Here is a 24,968-nt window from a genome sequence, read left to right as displayed (position 1 = left end):
AGTCATATACAAACGAGTAAGCAGCCGGTGGAGGACAAGATGGAGCCTATGAATTTCATGGGGTAGAGTTGTAACTATGGTTGGGTTACGCGTCCTGATATTCTATTTAACATAATATACATTATGCGCACTCATATTGTGGTGGCTAAGTTGTTAGGTTTTCTCCTGGATAAGTTACTCGTAGATTCAGCATCGATAGATTCTGATGACGGCTCATGCGGCGGAGTTTTTTGCTTTGGATAAAGTTAACCGACTCAAAGTTATTAGGACGTTATCGTTCGGCGTCTGACTACACTTGATGGCCACACAGCGCCTGAGCATATCTGACAGCCTGTGCCGATGCCTTCTGTCGCGTTACCGTGAATCTGGCCCGCTGGGTATGGCTAGCCGTCGTCGTTGAAAACCCAGCAATAACCAACGACCTGATGGTCTTGCCCGGTACGTACTCAATATTATCCGCTTGAGATATCTGACAGACACTGCCGACGGTTGTTGGAGCGCTATCGTGAACATGGGCCGCTTTCACTTGTTAACCGTCGTCGTGGCCAGCCTGGCAACCGGCAACTCATGCCGGGCCTCGCTGAACGAGCACTGCGTACTATCCGCGAACATTACGCTGATTTTGGTCCGACAGTACGCCAGCTGATGACACCGACTGGTTCAGGGAACCCTGGCAAGTTACGGCCGCGCGTACATCAATCACGCCTGCGTCGGGCCTGTACCCCAGAGCGCATCCAAATTGATGTCTGCGGGCATCACGGGTTCGAGTGATCGTAATTCGCTTATCGCCCTCCTCCATTTGTCAATATGTGTGCTTTCTGTTGACCTAATTTGACAATTGGTGACCAGGCAGTAATTATCATGTTAATTACTGACCAGGCAGCTATCATGAATACCCCAATCGACTCTTCCCATAAAAACCTGCATCTGGGTTTGCTGTTCCATCTGGCAAACCAGTTTAAGGACCTGCTTATCGGCCATTACTTTGCCGACAGCGGCATTACCGCACCGCAATTTAAGGTATTGATTAATATATTTAAAGGTAACACCAGCCCGGCAGAAATCTGCAAGAGCCTGCAGATGGATACCGGGGCAATGAGCCGTATGGTTGCACGTATGGTGAAGAACGACCTGATCGAGCGCCGCCCGAATCCGCACGACAAGCGCCAGGTGATCCTGGCCCTTACGGCAAAAGGTCAGACGCTGTGCAATACGTTTCAGAATGAAGCACTGAATACCATCCTCGCGGACTTAACGGCGCGTCTGACGCCCGAAGAATCCCGGCAGCTCGCAGATATTCTTATCAAAATGCTGCCCGATGAATTCACGGCCCCCCATCGCTAATTAAGGTCACCGGTTATGTCTATGGAAAATAACGCGCCTCCCTCTGACAAGCGCCCAGGCAAGCGTACAAGAAACTTCGCCATTTTATTACTGATCCTGATCCTCGCGGCAGGAGGCTGTCTGGCCTGGTATCTGCTTTACGCCCGCTATTACGAGAGCACCGACGATGCTTACGTCAACGGAAATCAGGTCACCCTGACACCGCAAATCACCGGTACCGTGACTCAGGTGACCGTGGATGAAGGCGATTATGTCGAAAAAGGCCAGCCCCTGGTTCTGCTGGACCCAAGCGATACCGCCATCGCCCTGCAGCAGGCTGAAGCCAATCTCGCTAGCACAGTGCGTCAGGTGCGTGGCCTCTACAGCACCGCCGACAACTACCGTGCACAAGTAGCTGCCAAAAAAGTAGCCCTGCAAACAGCGAAAAGTGACTATGTGCGCCGGGAAAAAATTGTCAGTTCCGGTGCCATTGCGGTGGAAGATCTTGCGCACTACCGTGATGCCGTGACCAGCGCGCAAAGCGATTTACTGGCTGCCGAGCAAGCGCTCAAAACCAATCAGGCGATGGTTGATGACACCGTGGTGGATAACCATCCTGAAGTCAAAACCGCCGTTGCGACGCTGCGCCAACGCTATCTCGATAACTCCCGCAGCACCATTGTTGCGCCCGTCAGTGGTTACGTCGCTAAACGTGCTGTGCAGCTCGGGATGCGTGTCACCTCCGGCACCACGCTGCTTGCCATCGTGCCGCTGAATGAAGTGTGGGTGGATGCCAACTTTAAAGAGAGCCAAATGCAGGACATGCGCATTGGGCAAAAAGTAGAGCTGAATGCGGATCTCTATGGCGATAACGTGAAATATCACGGCACCATCGAAAGTCTCGGCATTGGTACCGGTAGCGCATTCTCACTGTTGCCAGCCCAGAACGCCAGCGGCAACTGGATCAAAATCGTCCAACGCCTGCCGGTACGCATCACGCTTGATCCACATGACATGCAGAAGCATCCGCTGCGTGTGGGTCTGTCGATGAACGCTGAGGTGGATATCCGCAATCAGGGTGGTCACCTTCTGCCACGAAAAACCGTCGAACAGCCGCGATTCCGTACCGATGTGTATGAAACGCCAATGGAAGCAGCCGATAAACTGGTGGCGAAAATCCTTCATGACAACACCAGCGCTGTAGCCCAGCGCTAAGAGAGAAGCTATGTCAGAGCCGAAGGCAGCCTTTACGCCCCCCAGCCTGTTTCTGGCGACGCTTGCCCTGTCGCTGGCGACCTTTATGCAGGTGCTGGACTCCACCATCGCCAACGTGGCGCTGCCGACTATCTCCGGCAATCTGGGCGTTAGCGCCGATCAGGGGACATGGGTTATCACCTCTTTTGCGGTGTGTAACGCTATTGCTCTACCGTTGACAGGCTGGTTTACCCGCCGATTCGGGCAGTTGCGGTTGTTTATCGCCTCGGTGATGTTCTTTACCCTGACGTCATTTCTGTGCGGCTTCGCCCACAGCATGACGGAGCTCATCATCTTCCGTGCGCTGCAGGGCTTTTTCGCCGGGCCGATGTTCCCGATGTGTCAGACGCTGTTGCTGGTTATCTTCCCGCCGATGAAACGCAGCATGGCGCTGGCGCTGCTGTCGATGGTGACCGTGGTGGCGCCTATCGTGGGGCCTATCACCGGCGGCTGGCTTACCGATAACTACTCCTGGCCGTGGATCTTCTACATCAACGTGCCGATTGGGATTTTCGCCTCCATCGTGGTCTGGTCGCAGCTGCGCATGCGTGAAGAAACAACGCAGTCATCGCCTGTCGACTATATTGGCATCGCGCTGTTGGTGCTTGGCGTGGGCCTGCTGCAGGTGGTGCTGGATAAGGGCAACGACGAAGACTGGTTCTCTTCTACGCCCATTATCGTGATGTCTATTGTCTCGGCGATCAGCCTGATTTGCTTTGTGATATGGGAGCTGGACGAACGTCACCCGATTGTGAACCTGCGGCTGTTCAAAGACCGCAACTTCGCCATCGGCACGTTGGCGCTGATGCTGGGCTATGCCGCGTTCTTTGCCATCAACATTATTCTGCCGCAGTGGTTGCAGACCCAGATGGGCTACACGGCTATCTGGGCCGGTCTCGCCGCTGCGCCGATGGGCTTCTTACCACTGGTGCTGACGCCAGTCATCGGACGTTACGCCACCAAAGTGGATTTGCGAATTTTATGCTCAGTGTCATTCCTGACAATGGGGGCATCCTGTCTGATGCGCGCGCAGTTCAATACTGACGTGGATTTCCGCACCATCGCCAGCGTGCAGATGTTTATGGGGATTGGCGTGGCCTTCTTCTTCATGCCGCTGACCACCATTGTGCTGTCGAATCTGCACGGTAACGAAGTGGCGGAAGGCTCAGGACTGGCCACGTTCTTTCGCGTACTCGGCGGCTCCTTTGCCTCATCGTTAACCACATGGATCTGGCAGCGACGTGAAGTTTTCCACCACGCGAATCTGACCGAGAGCGTGACACAGTACAACCCAGCGGCTATGGATTACGTAAATAAGATGGGTGGCCCGACGCAGCAGCATCTTGCGATGATTGACCAGGTGGTTACCCAGCAGGCCTACATGATGTCGACAATCGACTATTTCTGGGTGCTCGGCTGGGGTTTTATGGCGCTGATTATCATCATCTGGTTCACCCGCCCGCCGTTCGTGAAATCGGGTATGCCAGGCGCCCCCGCAGCAGGTCACTAAACTGAAATTCACATAGGCAAACTTAGCTGAACGAGCACTGCGTACGGATGGCACTATCGAGCGCCGGGCCAGTGCCTCTTCCCTGCCCTCTATCACGTAAGACCGCCTGGAACGGGCTCTGGAGATGATAAGAGTGTTGAATAACATGACCCCATTTCTGATAACGGTGTTTGACGTTTACTGCTCAGTTATATCGCAACGGCGTCTGCCCAACAGCTGATAACAATTGTCGAGTCCACGGGTGGCGTGGCGCCCGAAAAATTTGATCCACACTGCCGCTTTCGACTACCTCGCCGTCTTTCATCACCGCAATACGATGACTCATATGCTGCACCACGCCCAGATCATGAGAGATAAACAGCATTGACAGATGCAAACGGCGTTGCAGCGCTACCAGCAAATCCAACACTTGCGCCTGGGTGGTGACATCCAGCGCCGACACCGGCTCGTCGCAAATCAGAATATCCGGCTCGCAGGCCAGGGCCTGGGCGATGGCGATACGTTGCCGCTGCCCACCGGAAAGTGTGGCCGGACGTCGCGTCAGCAGATCAGGACTTAAACCAACCAGCGCCAGCAACGCCTGCGCACGTGACAACCGGTCCGCGGCTGTGAGCGTCGTATGCAGGCGCAGAGGCTGTTGCAGCAATTGCGCCACGTTATATTGCGGATTAAATGAACCCAGCGGATCCTGCACAATCGTCTGGATACGCGACCGCAACGGCTGCCGCTGACGTTCTGTCAGCCTGCTCCATGGTTGCCCAGCGAGAAGGATCTCGCCCTGTTGCGGTGCCTGCAGCGCCAGCGCCAGTTTGCCTAGCGTGGTCTTCCCGCTACCGGATTCGCCCACAATGCCCAGCGTTTCGCCCTGCGCGACCTCTAACGTCACCTGATTGACGGCCTGCAAGCGACGGCCATCCGGCAGAACATACGCCAGTGATACGTTATCGGCAGCCAGCACGGGTGTGGTGCTGTCAGTACTGATGTTCTCCCGCACTACCGTTTGACCCAGCGGATCGTTTCCTGTTAACCACGTCCCACGCGTACCGGCAGAGGGAATGGCCGCCAGCAGACGGCGGGTATAAGGGTGTTGCGGCGCATGCAGCACCTGTCGCACCTTGCCGCTCTCCACTGCTTTGCCCTGCCGCATCACCACCACACGGTCGGCAATATCCGCCACCACCGATAAATCATGGGTGATCAGCAGCACGCCATGCCCGGCATCCGCCAGGGCCCTGAATACATTCAAAACTTGTTTTTGTACGGTGGCGTCCAGCGCGGTAGTAGGTTCATCGGCAATGAGTAATCGCGGCCCCGCCGCCAGCGCCGACGCGATGAGCGCTCGTTGGCGCAAGCCACCGGAGAGTTCATGTGCGTACTGCGCCATCCGGTTATGCGGATCGGGGATGCCGGTTTGCGTTAACAGCTCCGCCACGCGTTCGCGAACTGCCGCCCCCCGTTCCAGGCGGTGCGTCAACAACGGCTCCGCGACTTCCTGACCAATCCGGCGCAGCGGGTCAAGCGAGGTCAGTGCATCCTGCAAAACAAAACCAATTTCGCGCCCGCGTAGTTGCTGCCAACGGCGGGCATCGCACGCCAGTAAATTCTGCGACAGGCCATCGTGCCCATGCAATATCAGGGACTCGGCGCGAACAGCCGCCCCTGCCCCCGCCAGCCCGACTAGCGTCCGGGCCGTGACGGATTTACCCGAACCGGACTCGCCTACCAAAGCCAGGACTTCACCGGCATGCACGTCAAACGATAAGGCGTTAACCGCCTCCATCAGCCCCTGCGGCGAGGGGAAGCTGACGCTCAGTTGCGCCACCTGTAACAGCGGTTGCTGGAAGGTCTCTGAAGTCATGCGATCCCGCCTTTGGCAATAAGGGTTTGAACACGTCGGCCCAGCAGCGTAATGGCAATCACCGACAGCGCGACAACGCTGGCGGGCAGCAGGCTGACCCATGGGGCGCTATCGAGAAAATTACGTCCCTCAGAGAGCAATGCGCCCCACTCCGCCGTCGGCGGAGTCACCCCAAGTCCAAGGAAACTGAGGGCCGAGGCGGATAATATGGAATACCCTATCCCCACCGTTGCCAGTACCAGCAGCGGGCGCAGCGTATTGGGCACAATATGGCGCAAAATAATCACCATTGGCGGCTCTCCCAACGCCACCGCATGCTGCACATACCCCGATAACCTGACCTGCAACACTTGCGCGCGCACCAGCCTGGCATAGCCAGCAATGCCGGCCAGTCCGACCGCCAGCAGGGTATTCTCTGGCCCACGCCCCAACACCGTGATAGCCAGCAGCGCCAACAGCAAATCGGGGAACGCCAGCATAATGTCCAGTAGCCGTACGAGTAACTGCCGTACCGCCCTGGGCGCAAGACCTGTCAGTGTCCCCAGCACAATACCGCCCGCGCTGGCAATCAGGGTCGCGCCGACCCCAATGCTCAGCGACAGCGAGGTGCCATACACCACGCGGGTAAACACATCACGCCCCAACTGGTCAGTACCGAACCAGTGTCTGAGGTCCGGCGGCTGCAAAATCGCGCTGAAATCCATCTGTTCGGGGGTGTACGGCGTGAATAGCGATGGAAAAAACACCGCCACCACGAGCAGTAGCACCAGTAACAACGGAATGCTGGTACCCGGCGCCAGCCACGGGTTACGATAGCGCCCCCCGTCGCGGCGGGCCACCCGCAGTAAAAGATCACTCATCAGCATGCCCTCGCAGACGTAGACGGGGATCGATCAGTAAATAAAGGGTATCAATCAGCAGGTTAATCACCACAAACAACAGCGCGGAGAACATCACCACCCCCAGCACCAGGGGCATGTCTCGGTTCTCAATCGCACCGAGAGTGATTTGCCCCAGCCCCGCCCGACCAAATACTGTTTCGGTCAGAATTGAGCCGCCTAATACGCTGGCCAGCAGCGTCCCCGTCAGCGTCGACACCGCCAGCGAGGCATGGCGCAACGCATGCCGTAAGCGCAGCGCAGTTTCACTCACCCCTCGCGTACGCACGGTCATGGCGAACGGCTGCGAAAGCGCCTCCTCCAGCCCATCACGCAGCACCTGGCTGAGTGTCGCAGCCAGCGGCAGGCTGAGCGTCACCACCGGCAGCACAAGGGCGATCCAGCCATCGTTACCGGTCACCGGAAACCATTGCAGTTTGAAACTGAAAATGCTCAACAACACGATGCCGATCCAGTACACCGGTGTGCTAAGCAGCATCAGCTCCAACCCGGCAAGCAGAGACCGCAGACGCGGATGACGTCCGGCTGTCAGTAATGCGTTAAATACCGCCAGTACCAGTGCCAGCGCCAGGGCGCTGACGGCCAGCGGCACCGTCTCTTTCAACGCTGCGCTAATCACCTGCACAACAGGCTGGCGATACTGATAACTCACGCCAAGGTTGCCCGTCAGCGCCTCGCCACAGTAGCGCAAATATTGCCACCACAGTGGCTTATCCAGGCCGAACTGGCGGGTCAGTGTCTCGCGAAAACTATCATCCACAACGCTGTTGGCGCTGCCTATCAGAATTGCCACAGGATCGCCGGGGATCAGTTTTACCGCAACAAAGGTCAGCGTTGCCGCACCCCACAGCACGGCGAAAATGGTCAGCAGGCGCTTGCCTGCTGCCAGCAGCTTAGCGTTGGATCCAGACATCATAGAAATTCGGCTTCGCGTTCGTGGCCCAGCTAATGCCCTGCACCTGTTTGGCTTTCCCTAACTGATATGCCGGGATGTAAATTGGCACCGCCCAGGCCTGATCGATAATCTGGTGCTGGATGGCATAGTAGATGCGTTTACGCTCGGCTTCGCTGGCACCGACAGCGGTTTCCAGTTGGCTATCCAGCGCTTTAACGCGGCTGAAGTTGTTCCCCTTCGGCGGAATATAATTGGAATGGAAAACGGTACGCAGGATGTCCGGCTCCGGGCGAACAAAATAGTTCGAGATAATGTCGTACTGGTTAGCCGCCGTGCGGCTGCTGAGAATGCCTGAATCCACCGGATCGAGTTTCAGTTCAAAACCGGCTTGTTTTACCTGGTATTGAATTGCCTGGAACAGCGTCACGTCAGCGGCTTCGACATCGTTTGAAGAATAGGTAAATTGCACAGTAAGGCGTTTACCCTCCTTGACCCGGTAGCCTTCGCTATCGGTTTGCTGCCAGCCGGCTTCATCCAGAAGACGGCGGGCTTTTTGCAGATCAAACCCCCACTGGCTGGCAATGGCCGGATCGTAATCCAGCGTAGCGGGTCCAAGAATATTGTCGGCAGGTTTCAGGATGCCAAAGAACGCGGCTTTAACGGCAGTAGTGCGATCGATGGCGCTCTGGAAGGCCTGCCGCACTTTCAGGTCGCTGAAGATCCCTGTGTCGCTATTCAAATAAAGGACGCGCGGAACGCCGGGGTTTTCCCTGGTGATCACATCCAGCTTCGGGTTATTTTTTACCTGCGCATAATTCACCGGCGGAATGGCATCGATCACCTGTACCTGCCCGCTATTCAGCGCGCCAAGACGTACCGCTGACTCCGGCAGGTACTTAAATTCGATCTTATCCAGCCATGCCGGGCCTTTATGGGTGGCATAGCCCGGACCCCAGTTGTAATCGGCGCGCTTGCTGAGTTTACTCCCGCTGCCTTTGACAAACGATTCGAGGATAAAGGGACCGGAACCGACCACGGTATTGCTGGTATTCGCCGTTTTCTGCAGATAAGCCGGTGACTGAATACCGAGATACGGCAAGCTCAGCCCCTGCAGCAGCGGTGCGAAAGGCGTTTTATAGCGGATCACCACGGTGTACTCATCTGGCGTAGTGATCGCGTCAATCGGCCCCAACAACGATTTGGAGTAACTGGAGGTGGTTTTCGGATCGAGTATGCGTTCAAAGTTATATTTTACCGCCGCAGCATCCAGTTTCGTGCCATCACTAAAAGTCACATCCTTGCGAAGATGGAAGGTGTATTCGCGGTTATTGTTTTTAATTTCCCAGCGTTCCGCCAGCCATGGTGTAAAGCTGTTATCTTCCGCCTGGCCGACCAAAGAATCCACCACGTTACGCGTAACCAGAGCGGTGACGGAATAAGCGGTAATAGAGGGGTCAATAATCGGGGTATCGCTGCCCAGAGCGACCGTCAGCACACCCCCCGCGACAGGTTTATCCTGTGCGTGAGTGGTGAAGCTGGCAGTAAGCGTTAGCGCGGAAAGCAGACTGATGCGCAATAAACTGTTCTGTGAATAAATGCTTCGTTTCATCCCTTTTCCTTGGCCTGGTTTTTGTTAAATATCTGGCAATTAAAGTCCATTGTAGGGGGAGAGCCGCCGTCGAGTAACGATGGATAATTTATATCTATTTCTGAAAATAGCTTTTTCTTCAGGTGGGAAGAAAAGAAAAAAGAGAGCCCCGAGCTACAGGCCCGAATAAAATAACATAAATGCTCGCCCTCTATAATTTCTCTCAAAAGAGTCAGAAGGCAGCTAAATTAACCCTCCGACTTTATTAAGATAAAAATGTGAAATAAGAATCGGCATTAACGGTAATGGTAAGTTTCGCCAACAAGACGCAGAACGTCGAGATATAACCCGTATTCAGGAGACGCCGCGTCCGGCGCCCCCTGTGATCCACCTCGCGGCTACTCCTCGTACGCCGCGTGATGGAAATCAATTTCCCACTGCAGCACCTCGCCGTAAAGCGCCGATAACGCCTGCTTTTCGTCTTCACTCAGCGCCATGGCGCAGCGGTCGAGTTCGTTTTTTAGCCAGAGAGCCTGCTGATAAAATTCGTCCTCCGCGTGCATTTCCACCCAGCGTCGTAAATCAGCATCGCTCTGATAATGTTCGCTCGCCCGTCGGCACCAGAAATAGTACATCCACTCCGCACCGAACATCAGGGTCACAATCTGCTCATAGCTGCCCTTGTGGGCGGTCCGCAGCATACAGTCGCGAAAGCGCCGTACCCCGGGCAAATCATCCGGGTACTCAGCGGGATCGATCTGCCGCGCTGACAACACCTGTTCAAACCACGCGATCTGTATATCAACCAGGGCATTCAGCACGCCAATCAGCCAGCGCTGCTGTTGAATACCCGGCGCTTTGCTGACCCCGAGGGCAAAAATCGCGATCGCCGTCGCGACAAAGTTGCCCTCAAACACCAGATAGCGGTTGAAGACGACTGTCGGCAGACGATCCTGTTCGATATCAGTCACAAACGGGTGCTGCTGCATCGCCTGCCACGCCGGTTGATGTTCGCGCAGCAGGCGTTCGCTAAACGCTTCCATTAAGCTTCCTCCAGCGCGGCCTGCGCGACCGACATAAAATGTTTCACCCGGGCCAGCTCAACATCGTTCCACCAGACGCCATCGACCTTCATTGTACTGGCCACAATGACCCCCTGAGTCCGCCCGAGGATCTGCATCACGTTAGCCGGTGTCACCCCGGAGCCCACCAGGAGCGGTAGTTCCGTCGCCGCGCGGATCTCGTCAATTTCCGCCATCGTGGCGCTATCGCCCGTACGCTGGCCGGTGGCGATCACCGCGTCAGCCTCGAAGAAATCGACATCGCGCGTCAGTTCCTGAATCGAACGATCGGCGACAATGGCATGGCTACCGTGCTTAACGTGGCTATCGGCAAAAACGCGAATATGTTCAGCGCGCAGCATACTGCGGTAGCGCAGCGCCTTAGCGGCCGCCCCTTCTATAAATCCTTCGTTGGCGATATAGGCGTTGGCCCACTGGTTGACGCGGACGAAATCGGCGCCTCCCGCCAGGGCGATCGCCATTGCCGGGATCGCCGCGTTAGCCAGAACGTTAATGCCCAGCGGCACAGCAAAACGTTCACGAACTTTCTCGGTAATGACCGCCATCAGCGCTGAGGTTTCATGGCCGATATCCTCAGGTTTAGAGAAAGGAATATCGCCATGGTTTTCAATAATCAGACCATGAACACCGCCTGAAATATAATTTTCAGCATCACGAAGCGCACGTTCAACAATATCCGAGACTGATTTTCCTCGATATTTTGGCGAGCCAGGAAATGGGTCGCAATGAATAACACCAATAACAGCCTTGCTTCGTGAAAAAATAGCTTGTATTGCATTCGTTTTTTCTGCTGAGATAGCAACCATCTTATCCATCCTGTTAAGGGAACACTATGCGTGTTTACGTTACTGGTAATATTACCGTAGATGAAACCTGGTCCATTCCGGATATACCGAAAAAAGGAGCCTCCATTCACGGCGTTAAAGTGTCGCAGGATATCGGCGGTAAAGGCGCGAACCAGGCGATTATATTATCCCGCTGCGGAATAGAGACGCGTTTAATTGCCGCCACGGGAAATGACAGCAACGGCGCGTGGATCCGCCAGCAGATAAAAAATGAACCACTGACGCTACTACCCGACGGCCATTTCAATCAACATAGCGATACCTCGATTATTTTAAATAGCGCTGATGGCGACAACGCCATCATTACCACTACGGCGGCGGCCGGTACATTCAGCCTGGATGAAATTATTCCGCATATGGCGGATGCCGTCGCTGGCGATATTCTGCTACAGCAGGGCAATTTCTCCCTCGATAAAACGCGGGCGCTGTTCCAGTACGCCAGAAGCCGCGGCATGACGACGGTATTCAACCCCTCACCTGTCAATCCTGACTTTTGCCATCTGTGGCCACTCATCGACATCACTGTGGTCAATGAATCCGAGGCCGAGCTGCTCCAGCCATACGGGGTGAAAACCTTAGTGATTACCCAGGGTGCCGCAGGCGCCTGGCTGGTCCAGGAGGGCCAGCGTCAGTTTTGTCCCGCCGTGCCCGCCGAGGCGCTTGATACTACCGGCGCGGGCGACACGTTCCTCGCCGTCATGTTGGCTTCCGCCCTGCTGCGCGGCGTCGCGCCGGATGCGCTGGCGCTGGCGCACGCCAGTCGCGCTGCCGCCATTACCGTTAGCCGCCGGGGAACGCTCAGCGCGTTTCCCGGCAGCCATGAGCTCGCCGCCCTGTTAACCACGGGCGGCGCGCGCTGACCTACTTAAACAGTGGACGGTATGAATCGACGTTCGCTTTGGTTACCACCGTCGCCGGAACCAGAATGGTTTTCGGCACGGTTTTACCCGACGTGATGCTGTTCAGCGCATTCAGGGCTTCTGCGCCCATCTTTTCCGGGTCCTGCTGCAGTACGGCGGTGACGTAGCCGCCGTCAATACCGGAAATCGCCTTCGCCGTCAGATCCCAGCCAAAGACTTTAATATCCTTCTGCCGCCCCTGGTTTTCCACGGCGGCGATAGCGCCGAGCAGCGCGGGTTCGCCGGTGGCATAAATCGCTGTCAGATCCGGATTACCGGTGATCAGGTTTTCCGCCGCGGTCATCGCTTTATCCTGCACATTCTGCCCGTCGACCACGTTAGCGATAGTAATCTTCGGATTGCTTTTCAGCGTATCTTCGAACCCTTTCTGCCGCTGGTTCTGAATGGCCGAATTCAGCGCACCGACAATACCCAGTCGCGCCTGGCCGCCCATCTCTTTCTGCACGTAGTCTACGAAGTATTGACCAATAATTCTGCCGCCTTCAATATTATCAACGCCGACCTGAGCTGCCTGTGGCCCGGCCGGTAATACGGCATCAATCGCAATCACCGGAATGTTTGCGGCGGCGGCTTCTTTAACCGCTGGCATGATCCCGTTAACGTCGATAGCAGCAACCAGAATGCCTTTAACGCCTTGCTGAATATAGTTTTCTATCGCGTCGTTTTGCGCCACGGGATTATCGTTAGAGTTAAAAATAACTAAATCCTTGCCACTGGCTTTGGCCGCATCCTGTGCGCCTTTATTCATCAGATTAAAGAACAGCGCCTGTTGGTTGATTTGTACCAGCGCATAAGTCGGACCGGCAGCGCTGGCGGCAGAAATAAAACTCATTGATGCCAGCATGGTCGTGGCGACAGCAAGGAAACGCAGTTTTCCGGTGTGAAATAACATCATCAGTATCCTCGTCGGGAATAGTTGATAGCCAGCAGAGTTCCGCGCCGCATGCGAACGCAGAAGGATTATTTTTTTGGCGGGCAAATATCGTCTATATCGCCAGAACAATCATTGAACGTTCGGCGGATACCTGCTTAATGTCATCCCGGCAACCGGTCCGTGTCGGTGCGCGACTGGAATAACTTAAACGGGGTTGGGAATGACTTCCCGGATGATGCGGTAAACTGCCTATACAATTCTCTGCTGATTAAAATTTGTCAAGCATTTATTTTTGGTGATTGTTCGCAGAGAAATTGCTGTATCCACCGCGCTTAACTATGTTACAGATAGCCGATTCTGGCAGAAATGGCGCAGGAAATGAGTATAAAACGCGTATTGTTATCCGATGTGGCAAAGCTGGCGGGGCTGTCGAAGGCGACCCTGTCGCGCTATATGAACAACAGTATTGTGCTGCCGCAGGACACCATCGACCGCATCGAAACCGCCATTCGCGAACTGGACTATCGCGGCAATAGCCTGGCACGTCGTCTTAGCAAAGGCGGCAGCGAAACGCTTGGCCTGGTGCTTCCCGATATTACCAACCCCTTCTTTGCCGAACTGGCCGACGCTGCCGAAGAGGCTGCTTCTGCCAGCGGCTACAGCCTGGTGCTGTGTATCACCCGCAACAACCCGGAAAAAGAGTGCCAGTTCATTCGCTGGCTGGATACCTGCCAGGTCGACGGTCTGCTGTTCACCACCAACCGCCCCGATAATGGCCTGCTGCGCAAGGAAGTCCAGCGTCACGAACGCATTGTCCTGCTGGATGAAGATATTCCCGGCAGTAAGGTACCGAAAGTGTTTGCCGATAACGTCCAGGGCGGGCGGATCGCCACCGAAAAACTGATCGCCGCCGGGCATCGCCATATCGCTTTCGTCGGTGGCCCGGACAAGCTGATGAGCGTCCGTGAGCGCTATCAGGGCTTTTGCACCGCGTTGGAGCAAGCGGGCCTGAGCTGGCCGCCCGAATGGGTGATGTATGGCGACTACCAGCGCGAGTTTGGCCAGCAGGCGCTGCGGTACCTGTTCAGCCAACCGGTTCGCCCCACCGCCGTCTTCGCGGCCAGCGACTATCTGGTGCTCGGCCTGCTCGATGGCTTGCGCGCCAGCGGGCTCCAGGCGCCGGAGGCGCTTTCGTTAGTCGGCTTCGATGACGCCAACTACGCCGATTTTACCCAGCCGCGGATCTCCACTATCCGTCAGCCCGCCCGCGAACTGGGCCGTACCGCGGTGAACATCATGATGCGCCTGCTAAACGACGATCCGGATATCCCTGCGGAAACCCGCCTGCCGGTTGAATGGATTGGCCGCGACTCGATCAAGATCTGTTAAGCCCGTTCCAAAATGGCGCAAAAGCGCCCGCTTTTGGCGCAAAAAACGATCAATTAACAATTTATTCACTATAATCAGTAAACCGGTTTACCGGATTTTATTCAATTAAGTGTATTGAATACATAAGGTTAAGTTACAGGGCTGCTGTGTGGTTCCTGCCCTGGCACGGATGCTGCAACGTTCTTACTGGCGAACAAATATCTTACATAGCGTTTGTCCTGACTGCCCTGGCGAGTGCTCTATTCCGCAGGTAAACCGGTTTACTAGATTGTAAACCGTGTCGGATAGAGTCCCTCCCGCAGGATGGCGAACATTTTCCCGGCCACAGCGATGGGAGTTATCAGATGCAGCAGCCACAAACTACCCCGCCAAGGGTAGAGATGATCAATATCACCAAGACCTACGGGTCGATACGCTCATTGCGCGGAGTCAACCTTGAGCTGGCCCCGGGCGAAGTGCTGGGCTTAGTGGGCGATAACGGTGCTGGGAAATCCACCCTGACCAAAGTGCTCTCTGGCGCGGTGATCCCCTCCAGCGGCACGATTCGTATCGACGGTGAACAGCAACAGTTTACGAATCCGGCCGATTCGCGCCGTTGCCATATCGAGATGGTCTACCAGGATCTGTCGCTCTGCGACACGGTCGACGTCGCGGGCAATCTGTTTATGGGCCGTGAGCCGATGAAATCGGTCCTCGGCATCCCCTTTCTCGACGAGGCCAAAATGCACGCCGATGCCAGAGAGATGCTTAAAGGGCTCGGGATCTCCATTCCGGATACTCACCTGCTGGTGCGAAATCTCTCCGGCGGCCAGCGCCAGGCTATAGCCATCGCCCGCGCCGCGGCCTTTGACCCGAAAGTGCTGATTATGGATGAACCCACCGCCGCGCTGGCCGTCGCGGAAGTTGAAGCGGTTCTGGAGCTCATTCGCCGCGTTTCCGCTCGCGGGGTGAGCGTGATTCTGATTACCCACCGCCTGCAGGACCTGTTCATGGTCTGCGACCGGATCATGGTGATGTATGAGGGTACGAACGTCGCCGACAGACGGGTGTCCGACACCAGCCTGAGCGATATCGTTAACCTGATTGTGGGCGAAAAATTCACCGCCCGCTCTGCGGCAGCACATTGAGGTAACAGGATGAGTATCATGAACTTAAGCAGCTCCCGCATGATCCAGCATTCGCTGCCGCGCCGCCTGCTGCATAACCACTCAGGCGTGGTCAGCATCGCGCTCTTTTTCGTCTTCTGCTGCGTGGTGTTTTCGCTGATCACCAGCAACTTTCTCACCGGCACCAACTGGCTCAACATTATCCGTCAGAGCGCCCCACTGCTGATCGTCGCGACGGCTATGACTCTGGTCATTACCACCGGCGGTATCGATCTGTCGGTAGGCTCCACCCTGGCGCTGGTCGGCGCACTCTCCGCTATCGCTCTGAATAACTGGGGGCTGCAGTGGCCGGTGGTACTCCTCGGCGGCCTGCTGCTCGGCGGATTCGTTGGCGCCATCAACGGCTTCTTTATTGCCTATGAAGGCATTCCGGCGTTCATCGTCACGCTCGCCACCCTGGCCGTAGTTCGCGGCATCGCGCTGCTGGTCACCCAGGGCTACTCGATTCCGGTACCGGCTGACAGCCTGTTTACCTTTATCGGACGCGCGTGGGTAGTTGGTATCCCCATGCCCGCGCTGATCGGCATGATGATACTGGTGATCGGGCATATCGTTCTCAACCATATGCGCTTTGGCCGCTACGTGACCGCTATCGGCGCCAACGCCGAAGGCGCGCGGCGCAGCGGCATTAACACCAAAGCGGTGACCATGAAGGTCTATATCATCAGCGGAATGGCCGCCGCGCTGGCGGGGATGATCATTACCGCACGCCTCGGCAGCGGCTCTTCCAACCAGGGCGAAGGCTTTGAACTGCAGGTCATTGCTGCCGTTGTGCTAGGCAGCACCAGTCTGTTTGGCGGCTTCGGGACTATTATTGGCACGCTGCTGGGCGCGCTGTCGATTGCGGTCATTCAGAACGGGCTGATCCTGTCGCATATTTCGCCGTTTTACACCCAGATAGCCACCGGCACCATTATCCTGCTGGCTATCTGGCTGAACACCCGCATTCTCAACCCGACGCGCTCCGCGGCAAAAGGATAGCTGATGAAAGGATCAATTTTTCGCCATCCCTCCCCGCTGCCGGTTGGCGTCAGCAGCGGTTATGTAATGACTGTGCTTGGCCCACTACCGATTAACGAAATGGGCGTTACTCTGATGCATGAGCATATTCTGCTGGATGCCTCCGGCAAATGGGTGCCACCCTGCTGCTGCAGCGATCGCCATCTTGCCGAAATGCCGGTGAAAATGGAAAACCTTGGCGAACTGTCGCTTAACCCGCTGATGAGCCGCGATAACTGTCAGCTGTTTGATGTCGACGTTGCGATTGACGAGCTGACTAAATATCGAGCCCTTGGCGGAGAAACGGTGGTCGACCCGACCAATATCGGCATTGGCCGCGATCCGAAAGCGCTGGCGCGCATCGCGCGTCTGACCGGTCTGAACATCATTATGGGTACCGGGCTCTATCTGGAAGCTTCGCACCCTGAGTGGGTAAAAATCAGCAGCGTCGAACAGCTGACCGAACGGCTGATTTACGATCTTGGCGGCGCGGAGGAGAAACCGGAGGTGCTCGCCGGGCTCATCGGCGAAATCGGTATCTCCAGCCGCTTTACGCCGGATGAGGAGAAATCCCTGCGCGCTGCGGGTCGGGCCAGCGCCGCGACCGGCGTGCCGATCGAGGTCCATCTGCCCGGCTGGGAGCGGCTGGGCCATCGGGTGCTGGATATTCTCGAGCAGGAAGGCGCCGATTTATGCCATACCGTGCTGTGCCATATGAATCCCAGCTTTGCCGATAAGCGCTACCAGCGCGAACTGGCACAGCGCGGGGCGTTTCTCGAATACGACATGATCGGCATGAGCTATTACTACGCCGACGAGTCGGCGCAGTCGCCCTCCGACGAGGAGAACGCCCGCGCGATCCGCGAGCTGATTGACGACGGCTACATCCAGCAAATTCTGCTGTCGCAGGACGTCTTCCTGAAAACCATGCTCACCCGCTACGGCGGCCACGGTTATGGCTACATACTCAAGCATTTTGTTCCGCGTCTGCGGCGCCACGGCGTCAGCGGCGAACAACTTGAAACCTTAATGATTGGAAACCCCCAGCGGGTCTTTGGCGGATAAAAGGAAACGTCATCATGCAGAAAAAAATCTTACTGGTCGGTGAGTCCTGGACCAGCACGTCAACGCACGTTAAAGGCTTCGACCAGTTTGCCACCGCCACCTGGCACACCGGCGCAACGGACTTTCTGGCCGCGCTCGCCGACAGTCCCTATGCCATTACCTATATGCCCGCCCACGCGGCGGCGACCGACTTTCCGCTGACGCTGGAAGCGCTGCAGGAGTGGGATGCGATTATTCTCTCGGACATTGGCGCCAATACGCTGCTGCTGCATCCGGACACCTGGCTGAAGAGCCGCCGAACCGCCAACCGTTTAACGCTCCTGCATGATTACGTGGCCGGCGGGGGGGCGCTGATGATGATCGGCGGCTATTACAGCTTCCAGGGAATCAACGGCGGCGCGCGCTACCGCCATACCGCGGTGGAGAAAGTGCTGCCGGTACGCTGCCTGGCCTGGGACGACCGCATTGAAACCCCGGAAGGCTGCTATGCCGAAGTGACGGAGTCTCACCCCCTGTTTAACGATATTCCGGGCGAATGGCCGTGGCTGCTGGGCTATAACGAAGTTGAAATGCACCCGGAAGGCAAACTGCTGGCGAGCGTGGCCGGTACCGGTCATCCGCTGTTGGCTGTTCGCGAATATCAGCAGGGTCGTTCGCTGGTGTGGACCAGCGACATGTCGGCGCACTGGCTGCCGGAAGAGTTTGCCAAATGGCCCGGCTATCGCCAGCTATGGATTAACTGCCTCGACTGGCTGACGGAACGCCGCTGATGACCACGACCCTTGAGCTCGCCCGGCAGCTGCTGGGCTTTAACACCATTAACCCGCCGGGCAGCGAAGCTGACTGCATGCGGTTCTTCGCCGACTGGCTTGACGATAGCGGTTTTGAGGTTTCGCTGTCGTCGTTCGGCGAGGGACGCTGCAATCTTATCGCCAGCCTTCCCGGGGCGAAGAGCGGTAAACCGCTGGCCTTTACCGGACATCTGGATACCGTCCCGCTGGGAAATGCCCGCTGGCAGTACGATCCTTTTGGCTCGCAGATGGAAGACGGGCGTCTTTATGGCCGCGGATCCAGCGATATGAAAGCGGCGATAGCGGCGTTTGCCGTCGCCTGCGTTCATCAGCGGGAAGCGATCCTCGCCGGACGCGGCGCGGTATTGCTGATAACCGGCGGAGAAGAGACCGGCTGCGACGGCGCGCGGGCGCTGATCGCCTCCGCAACGTTGCCGGAGGTGGGCGCGCTGATCGTCGGTGAACCCACCGCCAACTATCCGGTTATCGGCCATAAAGGCGCGCTCTGGCTGCGCTGCGAAACGCGGGGGAAAACCGCCCACGGCGCGATGCCGGAGCTGGGGATCAATGCTATCTATCTTGCGGCGGATGCGTTGGGTAAGATTCAGCATTTTTCGCCAGGCGCGCCGCATCCGCTAATGAAGCAACCCACCCTCAACGTCGGACGCATAGAAGGCGGACTCAATATTAATTCCGTACCGGACCGCACGCGTTTTGATGTCGATATCCGCAGCGCGCCCAATTTACAGCACGCCACTATCCGGGAGCGCTTGACGACGCTGCTTGGCGAAAGCGTCACCGTCTCCACGCTGGTCGACCTGCCCGCCGTCCTCAGCCGGGAGGATCACGCGTGGATTAAGCAGGTTTACCAACGCTGTCAGCCGCTGCACGCTGAGCCGATTGCGCCGCGCGTCGTGCCCTACTTTACCGACGCCTCGCTGCTGCTGCCTGCATTGGGCGATCCGCCATGTATTATTCTCGGCCCCGGCGAGCCGTCGATGGCGCATCAAACCGACGAGTACTGCCTGCTCAGCCGACTGGCGGAGGCAGAACAGCTATACGGTGACATTATTCGCGACTGGATGGCATCACCGCCCGCGACGAAAGTAAAAAATGAGTGACACTGTCACTGAAAGCGCGTGCCATGCATTCAGCGTTTGAATAATTTCGCGGAATAACAGAGGATAACCGCCTCGTACACGACGGTATCCCCACCAGCAAGGAGGCTTAGCATGTCCGTGAAAACCAACGCTGTGCTCGTTTGCACCCTCTCTTTACTTCTTTCCGCCTGCTCGGGTGGTGCTTCTGCGCCGGACAGCGCCGAAGACGCTAAAATATCGGCTGAAGTGGATAAGATACTTCGCGATTATCAAACGGGTTCCGATACTTCACCCCAGGCCAATGCCTCACGCTATCTGGCGCGGATCCAGGCGGCTATATTCGCTAACATAGACCAGCCGGCCTCCTGGCAAGGGCAAAAATGCTCGGTGCGCTTTACGCTACAGCGTGACGGGACAGTGCAGGATCCGACGGTCGAGAGCGGCGATCGGCCATTCTGCGCGCAGGTGATGTCCGCGCTGAAAGTCGCCAAAATTCCGCCTGCCCCCGATGAAAAAACTTATCAAACATTCAGCCATGTCGTTCTGGACTTGAAGGCCTGAGCTTGCCCTAGAAAGCGCCCCGGCCATCGCCAGGGCAATGGCTAAAAAGATAAGCTGACAGCCTCCTTAACAGACGCTTTTTGGCGATCGGCGAGGAGTGATTCAATGGTGCTTGAGTCGAGGTGATGAGCGGCAAGAGCGCCGGCTGAACGGGACAGCGCATCCAGGTGCGCTGATGATGGCCTCTTATTCATGACTCAATCTCTGATACATGAAATCAATAAGCCCTCTTGTTTTTGCCGGCAAATAACGCCGATCGGAATACAGGGCGAACAATTGCAAGGGGGCCGCCGATTGTTCAAATTCAATTTCGATTAACCGGCCATCGTCAATATAGGGCTGGCAGGCTTGTTTCGACAGGATGGCATAACCGACGCCTGAGATGGCCGCTCGCCCTGCCATCTCCCCGCTGTTGACCCGATAACGACCGTTAACTTTAATCGTCTCGAATCCGCCCTTTTTATTCACAAACTGCCAGGGAGCGCCTTTAAGCGCATTTACCGTTGTAATACAGGGCAATTCTTCAAATTGCTGTATACGAGAAGGCGTGCCATAACGCTGGATAACGGAGGGGGCCGCAACGATGGTGCAAGGGATGGTCACCAGATGACGGGCTATGTAGTCACTGTCATCCATCTGACCACGACTCACAATGACAGCGAGATCCAGATCATCGCGCAGGGATTCATAACCAGACAAATTGGTGACGCAACTTATCTCCAGGTCCGGATGCTGACAGGCGAAATCGGCAACAATAGCGCCCAGCAGTGCAGGACCGATTTCATTGGGAATACAGATACGTAGTGGCCCCTTGAATTGCATTTGCCGCAACGTTAATTCGGTTTCAGTTTGCTCAAGCGCTTCCAGTAATGGCTTCGCCCGGGTATAGAGTAGATGCCCCGCCTGAGTGAGTTTCATATGTCGGGTACTGCGTTCAATAAGCTGAAGATTCAGTTTGTCTTCTAGCTGAGCAATGCAACGGCTCACATTTGATGCCGGCATTTCAAGGGCTTTCGAAGCCCCAACAAAACTGTCTCTTTCAACTACAGCGATGAAGACTTTCAGCGCATTAAAATCAAGAACTGGCCGCATCAACTATCCCACATATGATAATAATGAGTGCCATTTTTACCATCTAATCGATAAGTTTGATAGTAGTTAAGCTAGGTTATCTTTCATCAACAGGTCGCTTGCTATGCCACGGGTCACCACAACATTTAATCAAAAGGCGCTGATACGGATAGCGCTGGTCATCGCTTTTGTGCAGTTTACTAACGCGCTGGAATATATGATATTCAGTCCTGTTTTTACATTTATGGCCGCGGATTTCGCTGTTCCCGTCTCCTTCTCAGGCTATGTATCCGGTATGTACACCTCTGGAGCCGTCCTGTCGGGAATTATCGCCTTTTACTGGGTTGACCGTTGCAATAAGAAGCGTTTTCTTATCGCTAATATGGTGCTGCTAGCCATAGCGACACTGTTGACAACATTCATAACCCGTTTTCCTCTTCTTCTTACCTTGCGATTCTTCGCAGGGCTGGTTGGAGGGACGACAATGGGTGTGGGGATCGGTATTTTGATAAACCACACGCCGGCTGACTTGCGCGGAAAAATGTTGGCGACGGTGATTGCGTCATTTTCGCTGGTAAGCGTTGTGGGGATGCCCGCTATATTATTTTTGTGTACTCATTACGGTTGGCATGTCGCGTTGTGGTTAATCAGCACGCTCTGTTTGTTGGCATTGCCATTCATCGTCACTGTCATCCCTCAGGACCCCGTCACTTTCGACACGTCTTACGCGCTGCCCCTCGATGTTGATACTTTACTGTTTGCTTCCGGTAATGCGCTGGTACAGTTTAGTCCAATGCTGATCATTCCTGTTCTGGCGCCGTTAATGACGCAGCTGTTGGGGGCTTCTGAAGGCCTGCTGCCCTGGCTGTTCTTCGGCGGGGGACTGGCGGGGTATCTGTCTACAAGAATGACAGGGGCATTAACCTCTCGTTTTTCTGCCTTGAGTTTGGCGACCGGGTCAACCCTCGTTTTTATTCTGAGCTTGCTGATACCCTTCCTGGGCTATCCGCATCCGGCGCTGTTTATGACGTTATTTCTCGGGGCAGCTTACAGTCGTCTGGTTTCATCTTCGGCGGTTACGATTCAGTTTCCTGATAACAACCAACGAGCGGGATTCTCTTCATTACAGACGTCCATGATGTATCTGATGACGACTGCCGCATTTTTCCTGTCCGCTTTTCTGTTACCTGACCATCGCATGGCGCTCCAGAATATGGACACGTTGCTGGCGCTATGTGCAATTTCCGCATCAGGATCCCCAATTATTATCATCATTTTGCAAAAAAAACTGGCTAAGCGGACGATCCCGCCCGATCGGCACACCACTGGGTAGAACATGGCGCGCCCTGCCCTGGGCATTAAAAATTATCATTGACCCTGGTGTGGTCGCTAAATGGAGATGAGGGGCGTTTTTTTGTCTGACGGGGTCTGAATTTAGTACCTGGCGGGAAGCTTATGGATTTTAATGAGTCTTCCCTCTTCCATTTCGATAAAACCACCCGTTTTTAAATCTGCAAGTATGCGCATGACGCCGCTGCGAGAAAGATGGGTTTTCTCGCGGATGTAGAGTTCCGCTGTGACTGCGGCGCGATAACTCTCATCTTCTTCAATTAAATTGAGCAACTGCTGGCGGATCATCTCGTACGCCGTCGGTGCGCCCTGCGGCATCACATTGTTGTAAAGTCGGCCATACACAAACATCAGTTGCTTTGAGAGCAGCCCCCATAACGACTTTTCTTTAATAATGTCATGAACACGAGCGGTGGAGATCTCGCCAATCACGCAGGAGTTGATAGTTTTAATGTAATCATCGAAGTAAATATCCGTCAGATTGGCAAGACCAAACACGGCGGGACTGCGCGCAGTGGACAGCATCATATTATCGTTTCGGCGATAAACCGCTACGGTTCCCTCAAGGATCAGGTAACACATCCCCTGGCCATTCACCTTGAAATCCAGTTGCTCCCCTCTTTCAGTTTTACGTGGCGTGCAATATGGCTGTAAGTGAGAAATCAGCTCTTGCGCGTAGGGTGAACCTTTGTGAGGTTTTGCTGAAGAGGACATAACCGATAACCTTAAGATTGACCTGTCTGATTATAGCCTGACTTCCTGTTGCGGGTATCCTCATCGTCAGTATTTTCGAGGCAGATGGTTGATATCAAGGAGTATACCCCGTTCCATCGTGATGTACTTCCCGGTTCGCAGCTCTGCCAGAATCCGCATAATCCCGCTCCGTGAAAGATAGGTTCGGCTTTTAATATAGGTTGCAGCCGTAATTTGTTGCCGTATCGCATCCGGCTCTTGCATAAGCTCAACCAGCTGAAAGCGGATGATGTCATAAGCCGACATCTGCGAGATTTGTGCGCAATGTTCATACACCCGGGAGGCCGTGTAAATCAGGAGTTTCGAAAAATGCTCCCATAGATCCAGTTGCGCCACGATGTGATTAAAACAATCCAGTGACACCCGGGCGATCTCTGACGTCTCCAGCGCTCTCACATAAAGATGCTCTGAGGAAAACTGACTACTCACGCCCAGAATAAACGGTGATGATTCAGAATTTAATACAATGCCATCGCCGCGACGGTGCAGCGCGACGCTACCTTGCAATAGTAAAAAACATTGCCGGATATCATCTTTATAATAATGCACGACCTCACCTCTGCCGATCACTACTCTTTCTGCTGCTGGCAACACATGTTTTATCAGAGTCTCGATGTGCCGGAATGGCTTTAATTCCAGGGTAATTGATTTATCTTGGTTTTCCGGGGTGGTTAAGCGCGTGTTCATATGCAGCCTCAATTCCTCAACTGTGATCGCTTTATTGATCGACCGAAGAATTATCTTAAAAATTAAGAAGCCGCGAAATATTGGCCTGGGGTCTAAAAGTAGACCGCTCAAAAGATGCATTCTAAGTTATTGATTTTGTGTCCCATGATCTTTGAGTCTAAAAATAGACCGGACCTTAATAAGCATGATAAAAAAGAAGAAATGTTGCTTATTCGTTAAGTGGGAGTCTACTTATAGACCCACAAAACATTTGAGTTTAAGAAAATGATTAGATAAATTTTAGCCAGTCAGCAGAACAGTTCATGGTCTTACCGTAATTATTTATGGCTGCCATGCTGCACAGTGAAAATTAAGGCACTGGTACAAAAAGAGTGTAACGCTCATCGGCACCCTATTGCCTGAATATAAATGGCAAACAAAGTTAATAAGGAAACAAAGTAATGAAAAAAAGTCTTGTTTTAGTTGCCTTGACCGCAACTGCAGCGCTGTCTATGTCTCACGCTTTTGCTGCCGCTGGCACCGTGAATTTCGTCGGCAATATTCTGGATACTGCCTGTGAAGTCGATGTGGCATCGCAAAACCAGCAGGTCAATCTCGGTAACTTTTATAAAACTGAATTTCCGAGCAGTGGCACAAAAGCGGCTGCAAAGGATTTTAATATCGTACTTAAAAACTGCCCAACCACGGTGACTTCGACCAAAGTACGCTTTGATGGCACCCCCGATCTGACCAACCCTAACCTGCTGGCTATTGATACATCAACCTCCAGTGCGGCGTCAGGGGTGGCGATTAACCTGATGACCGCCGATAAAGTCGACCTGCCTTTGCACGGTGAGAACAGCTATAACTACATACTTAGCAGTACCCAGGACAATACGCTGAAATTCTATGCGCAATATATCTCCACCACGGCATCAGTAACGCCGGGTACGGCCAACTCTGTTGCTAACTTCTCCATTGTATATAACTAATTTTCTTTCAAGAAATG

At 54.9% G+C, this 24,968-nt stretch carries 23 protein-coding genes and 1 pseudogene; 14 read left to right on the top strand and 10 right to left on the bottom strand.

Going from position 1 to position 24,968, the window contains the following annotated elements; translation table 11 throughout:
• Window positions 1–465 precede the first annotated feature (465 nt).
• The 4 genes and pseudogenes from ABLV76_RS21830 to ABLV76_RS21815 form a co-directional block, all read left to right on the top strand.
• Window positions 466–768, top strand: a pseudogene (locus tag ABLV76_RS21830) (ISNCY family transposase); the annotation flags it as partial.
• A gap of 120 nt (window positions 769–888) precedes the next feature.
• Window positions 889–1,344, top strand: coding sequence for a MarR family transcriptional regulator (locus ABLV76_RS21825; protein WP_012541719.1), 456 nt, complete (start codon window positions 889–891; stop codon window positions 1,342–1,344).
• A gap of 15 nt (window positions 1,345–1,359) precedes the next feature.
• Complete coding sequence (locus ABLV76_RS21820) at window positions 1,360–2,538, top strand: efflux RND transporter periplasmic adaptor subunit (protein WP_203558860.1); 1,179 nt, start codon at window positions 1,360–1,362, stop codon at window positions 2,536–2,538.
• A 10-nt stretch (window positions 2,539–2,548) separates the two neighbouring features.
• Window positions 2,549–4,087 carry a DHA2 family efflux MFS transporter permease subunit gene (locus ABLV76_RS21815; protein WP_012968223.1) on the top strand — a complete coding sequence of 513 codons (1,539 nt, stop codon included), beginning with the start codon at window positions 2,549–2,551 and terminating at the stop codon, window positions 4,085–4,087.
• Between the two features lie 184 nt (window positions 4,088–4,271).
• Here ABLV76_RS21815 and ABLV76_RS21810 read toward each other — a convergent pair whose 3' ends face one another.
• From ABLV76_RS21810 to ABLV76_RS21785, 6 genes are all read right to left on the bottom strand, one after another.
• Window positions 4,272–5,945 (bottom strand): ABC transporter ATP-binding protein, encoded by a 1,674-nt coding sequence (locus ABLV76_RS21810; protein WP_348878470.1) that lies wholly within the window; start codon window positions 5,943–5,945, stop codon window positions 4,272–4,274.
• Window positions 5,942–6,805: an ABC transporter permease gene (locus ABLV76_RS21805; protein ID WP_315966685.1), complete on the bottom strand. Its 864-nt coding sequence runs from the start codon at window positions 6,803–6,805 to the stop codon at window positions 5,942–5,944. Before ABLV76_RS21805 ends, ABLV76_RS21810 begins: the two co-directional genes overlap by 4 nt.
• Window positions 6,798–7,760, bottom strand: coding sequence for an ABC transporter permease (locus tag ABLV76_RS21800; RefSeq protein WP_008804871.1), 963 nt, complete (start codon window positions 7,758–7,760; stop codon window positions 6,798–6,800). Before ABLV76_RS21800 ends, ABLV76_RS21805 begins: the two co-directional genes overlap by 8 nt.
• Window positions 7,738–9,348: an ABC transporter substrate-binding protein gene (locus ABLV76_RS21795; protein ID WP_008804870.1), complete on the bottom strand. Its 1,611-nt coding sequence runs from the start codon at window positions 9,346–9,348 to the stop codon at window positions 7,738–7,740. Before ABLV76_RS21795 ends, ABLV76_RS21800 begins: the two co-directional genes overlap by 23 nt.
• Before the next feature lie 377 nt (window positions 9,349–9,725).
• Entirely contained in the window at window positions 9,726–10,370 is a 645-nt protein-coding gene (locus ABLV76_RS21790) for a TenA family protein (RefSeq protein WP_348878469.1), read from the bottom strand.
• Window positions 10,370–11,215 carry a BtpA/SgcQ family protein gene (locus ABLV76_RS21785; protein ID WP_032740651.1) on the bottom strand — a complete coding sequence of 282 codons (846 nt, stop codon included), beginning with the start codon at window positions 11,213–11,215 and terminating at the stop codon, window positions 10,370–10,372. The genes ABLV76_RS21790 and ABLV76_RS21785 overlap by 1 nt, the downstream gene beginning before the upstream one ends.
• Window positions 11,216–11,241: 26 nt before the next feature.
• On the opposite strand from ABLV76_RS21785, the gene ABLV76_RS21780 reads away from it, so the two are divergent.
• The gene (locus tag ABLV76_RS21780; RefSeq protein ID WP_315966687.1) at window positions 11,242–12,114 is read left to right on the top strand and encodes a PfkB family carbohydrate kinase; all 873 of its coding nucleotides are present in this window, start codon (window positions 11,242–11,244) and stop codon (window positions 12,112–12,114) included.
• A gap of 1 nt (window position 12,115) precedes the next feature.
• On the opposite strand, the gene ABLV76_RS21775 is transcribed toward ABLV76_RS21780, so the two are convergent.
• The gene (locus tag ABLV76_RS21775; protein ID WP_049138059.1) at window positions 12,116–13,069 is read right to left on the bottom strand and encodes a substrate-binding domain-containing protein; all 954 of its coding nucleotides are present in this window, start codon (window positions 13,067–13,069) and stop codon (window positions 12,116–12,118) included.
• Window positions 13,070–13,414: 345 nt separating this feature from the next.
• On the opposite strand from ABLV76_RS21775, the gene ABLV76_RS21770 reads away from it, so the two are divergent.
• From ABLV76_RS21770 to ABLV76_RS21740, 7 genes are all read left to right on the top strand, one after another.
• Entirely contained in the window at window positions 13,415–14,437 is a 1,023-nt protein-coding gene (locus ABLV76_RS21770; protein ID WP_348878468.1) for a LacI family DNA-binding transcriptional regulator, read from the top strand.
• Between the two features lie 380 nt (window positions 14,438–14,817).
• On the top strand, window positions 14,818–15,564 hold the full coding sequence (locus ABLV76_RS21765) for an ATP-binding cassette domain-containing protein (protein WP_315966736.1): 747 nt from the start codon (window positions 14,818–14,820) through the stop codon (window positions 15,562–15,564).
• A gap of 18 nt (window positions 15,565–15,582) precedes the next feature.
• Window positions 15,583–16,584, top strand: coding sequence for an ABC transporter permease (locus tag ABLV76_RS21760; protein WP_348878467.1), 1,002 nt, complete (start codon window positions 15,583–15,585; stop codon window positions 16,582–16,584).
• A 3-nt stretch (window positions 16,585–16,587) separates the two neighbouring features.
• Window positions 16,588–17,667 carry a phosphotriesterase-related protein gene (locus ABLV76_RS21755; RefSeq protein ID WP_064150035.1) on the top strand — a complete coding sequence of 360 codons (1,080 nt, stop codon included), beginning with the start codon at window positions 16,588–16,590 and terminating at the stop codon, window positions 17,665–17,667.
• Between the two features lie 14 nt (window positions 17,668–17,681).
• Window positions 17,682–18,437 (top strand): glutamine amidotransferase, encoded by a 756-nt coding sequence (locus ABLV76_RS21750; RefSeq protein ID WP_023297626.1) that lies wholly within the window; start codon window positions 17,682–17,684, stop codon window positions 18,435–18,437.
• Window positions 18,437–19,579 (top strand): M20 family metallopeptidase, encoded by a 1,143-nt coding sequence (locus ABLV76_RS21745; RefSeq protein WP_023297627.1) that lies wholly within the window; start codon window positions 18,437–18,439, stop codon window positions 19,577–19,579. The genes ABLV76_RS21750 and ABLV76_RS21745 overlap by 1 nt, the downstream gene beginning before the upstream one ends.
• Before the next feature lie 111 nt (window positions 19,580–19,690).
• Window positions 19,691–20,119, top strand: coding sequence for a cell envelope integrity TolA C-terminal domain-containing protein (locus tag ABLV76_RS21740; RefSeq protein WP_049092256.1), 429 nt, complete (start codon window positions 19,691–19,693; stop codon window positions 20,117–20,119).
• A 186-nt stretch (window positions 20,120–20,305) separates the two neighbouring features.
• On the opposite strand, the gene ABLV76_RS21735 is transcribed toward ABLV76_RS21740, so the two are convergent.
• A complete protein-coding gene (locus ABLV76_RS21735; RefSeq protein WP_049092257.1) occupies window positions 20,306–21,211 on the bottom strand; it encodes a LysR family transcriptional regulator in 906 nt (301 codons plus the stop codon).
• 103 nt (window positions 21,212–21,314) lie between these two features.
• Here ABLV76_RS21735 and ABLV76_RS21730 point away from each other — a divergent pair, with 103 nt between their 5' ends.
• On the top strand, window positions 21,315–22,523 hold the full coding sequence (locus ABLV76_RS21730) for an MFS transporter (protein ID WP_049092258.1): 1,209 nt from the start codon (window positions 21,315–21,317) through the stop codon (window positions 22,521–22,523).
• 101 nt (window positions 22,524–22,624) lie between these two features.
• Here ABLV76_RS21730 and ABLV76_RS21725 read toward each other — a convergent pair whose 3' ends face one another.
• Together ABLV76_RS21725 and ABLV76_RS21720 are read right to left on the bottom strand one after the other, a co-directional pair.
• Window positions 22,625–23,254, bottom strand: a complete 630-nt coding sequence (locus tag ABLV76_RS21725; RefSeq protein ID WP_049092259.1) for a helix-turn-helix domain-containing protein — start codon at window positions 23,252–23,254, stop codon at window positions 22,625–22,627.
• Between the two features lie 66 nt (window positions 23,255–23,320).
• The gene (locus tag ABLV76_RS21720; RefSeq protein ID WP_049092266.1) at window positions 23,321–23,980 is read right to left on the bottom strand and encodes a winged helix-turn-helix transcriptional regulator; all 660 of its coding nucleotides are present in this window, start codon (window positions 23,978–23,980) and stop codon (window positions 23,321–23,323) included.
• Between the two features lie 440 nt (window positions 23,981–24,420).
• Here ABLV76_RS21720 and ABLV76_RS21715 point away from each other — a divergent pair, with 440 nt between their 5' ends.
• The gene (locus tag ABLV76_RS21715) at window positions 24,421–24,951 is read left to right on the top strand and encodes a fimbrial protein (RefSeq protein WP_064183388.1); all 531 of its coding nucleotides are present in this window, start codon (window positions 24,421–24,423) and stop codon (window positions 24,949–24,951) included.
• The last annotated feature ends 17 nt before the right edge of the window (window positions 24,952–24,968 follow it).

The organism is Klebsiella sp. GB_Kp047 (assembly GCF_040065235.1).
Taxonomy (GTDB): domain Bacteria; phylum Pseudomonadota; class Gammaproteobacteria; order Enterobacterales; family Enterobacteriaceae; genus Klebsiella; species Klebsiella quasipneumoniae.
This window is presented reverse-complemented; position numbering and strand designations above follow the sequence as displayed.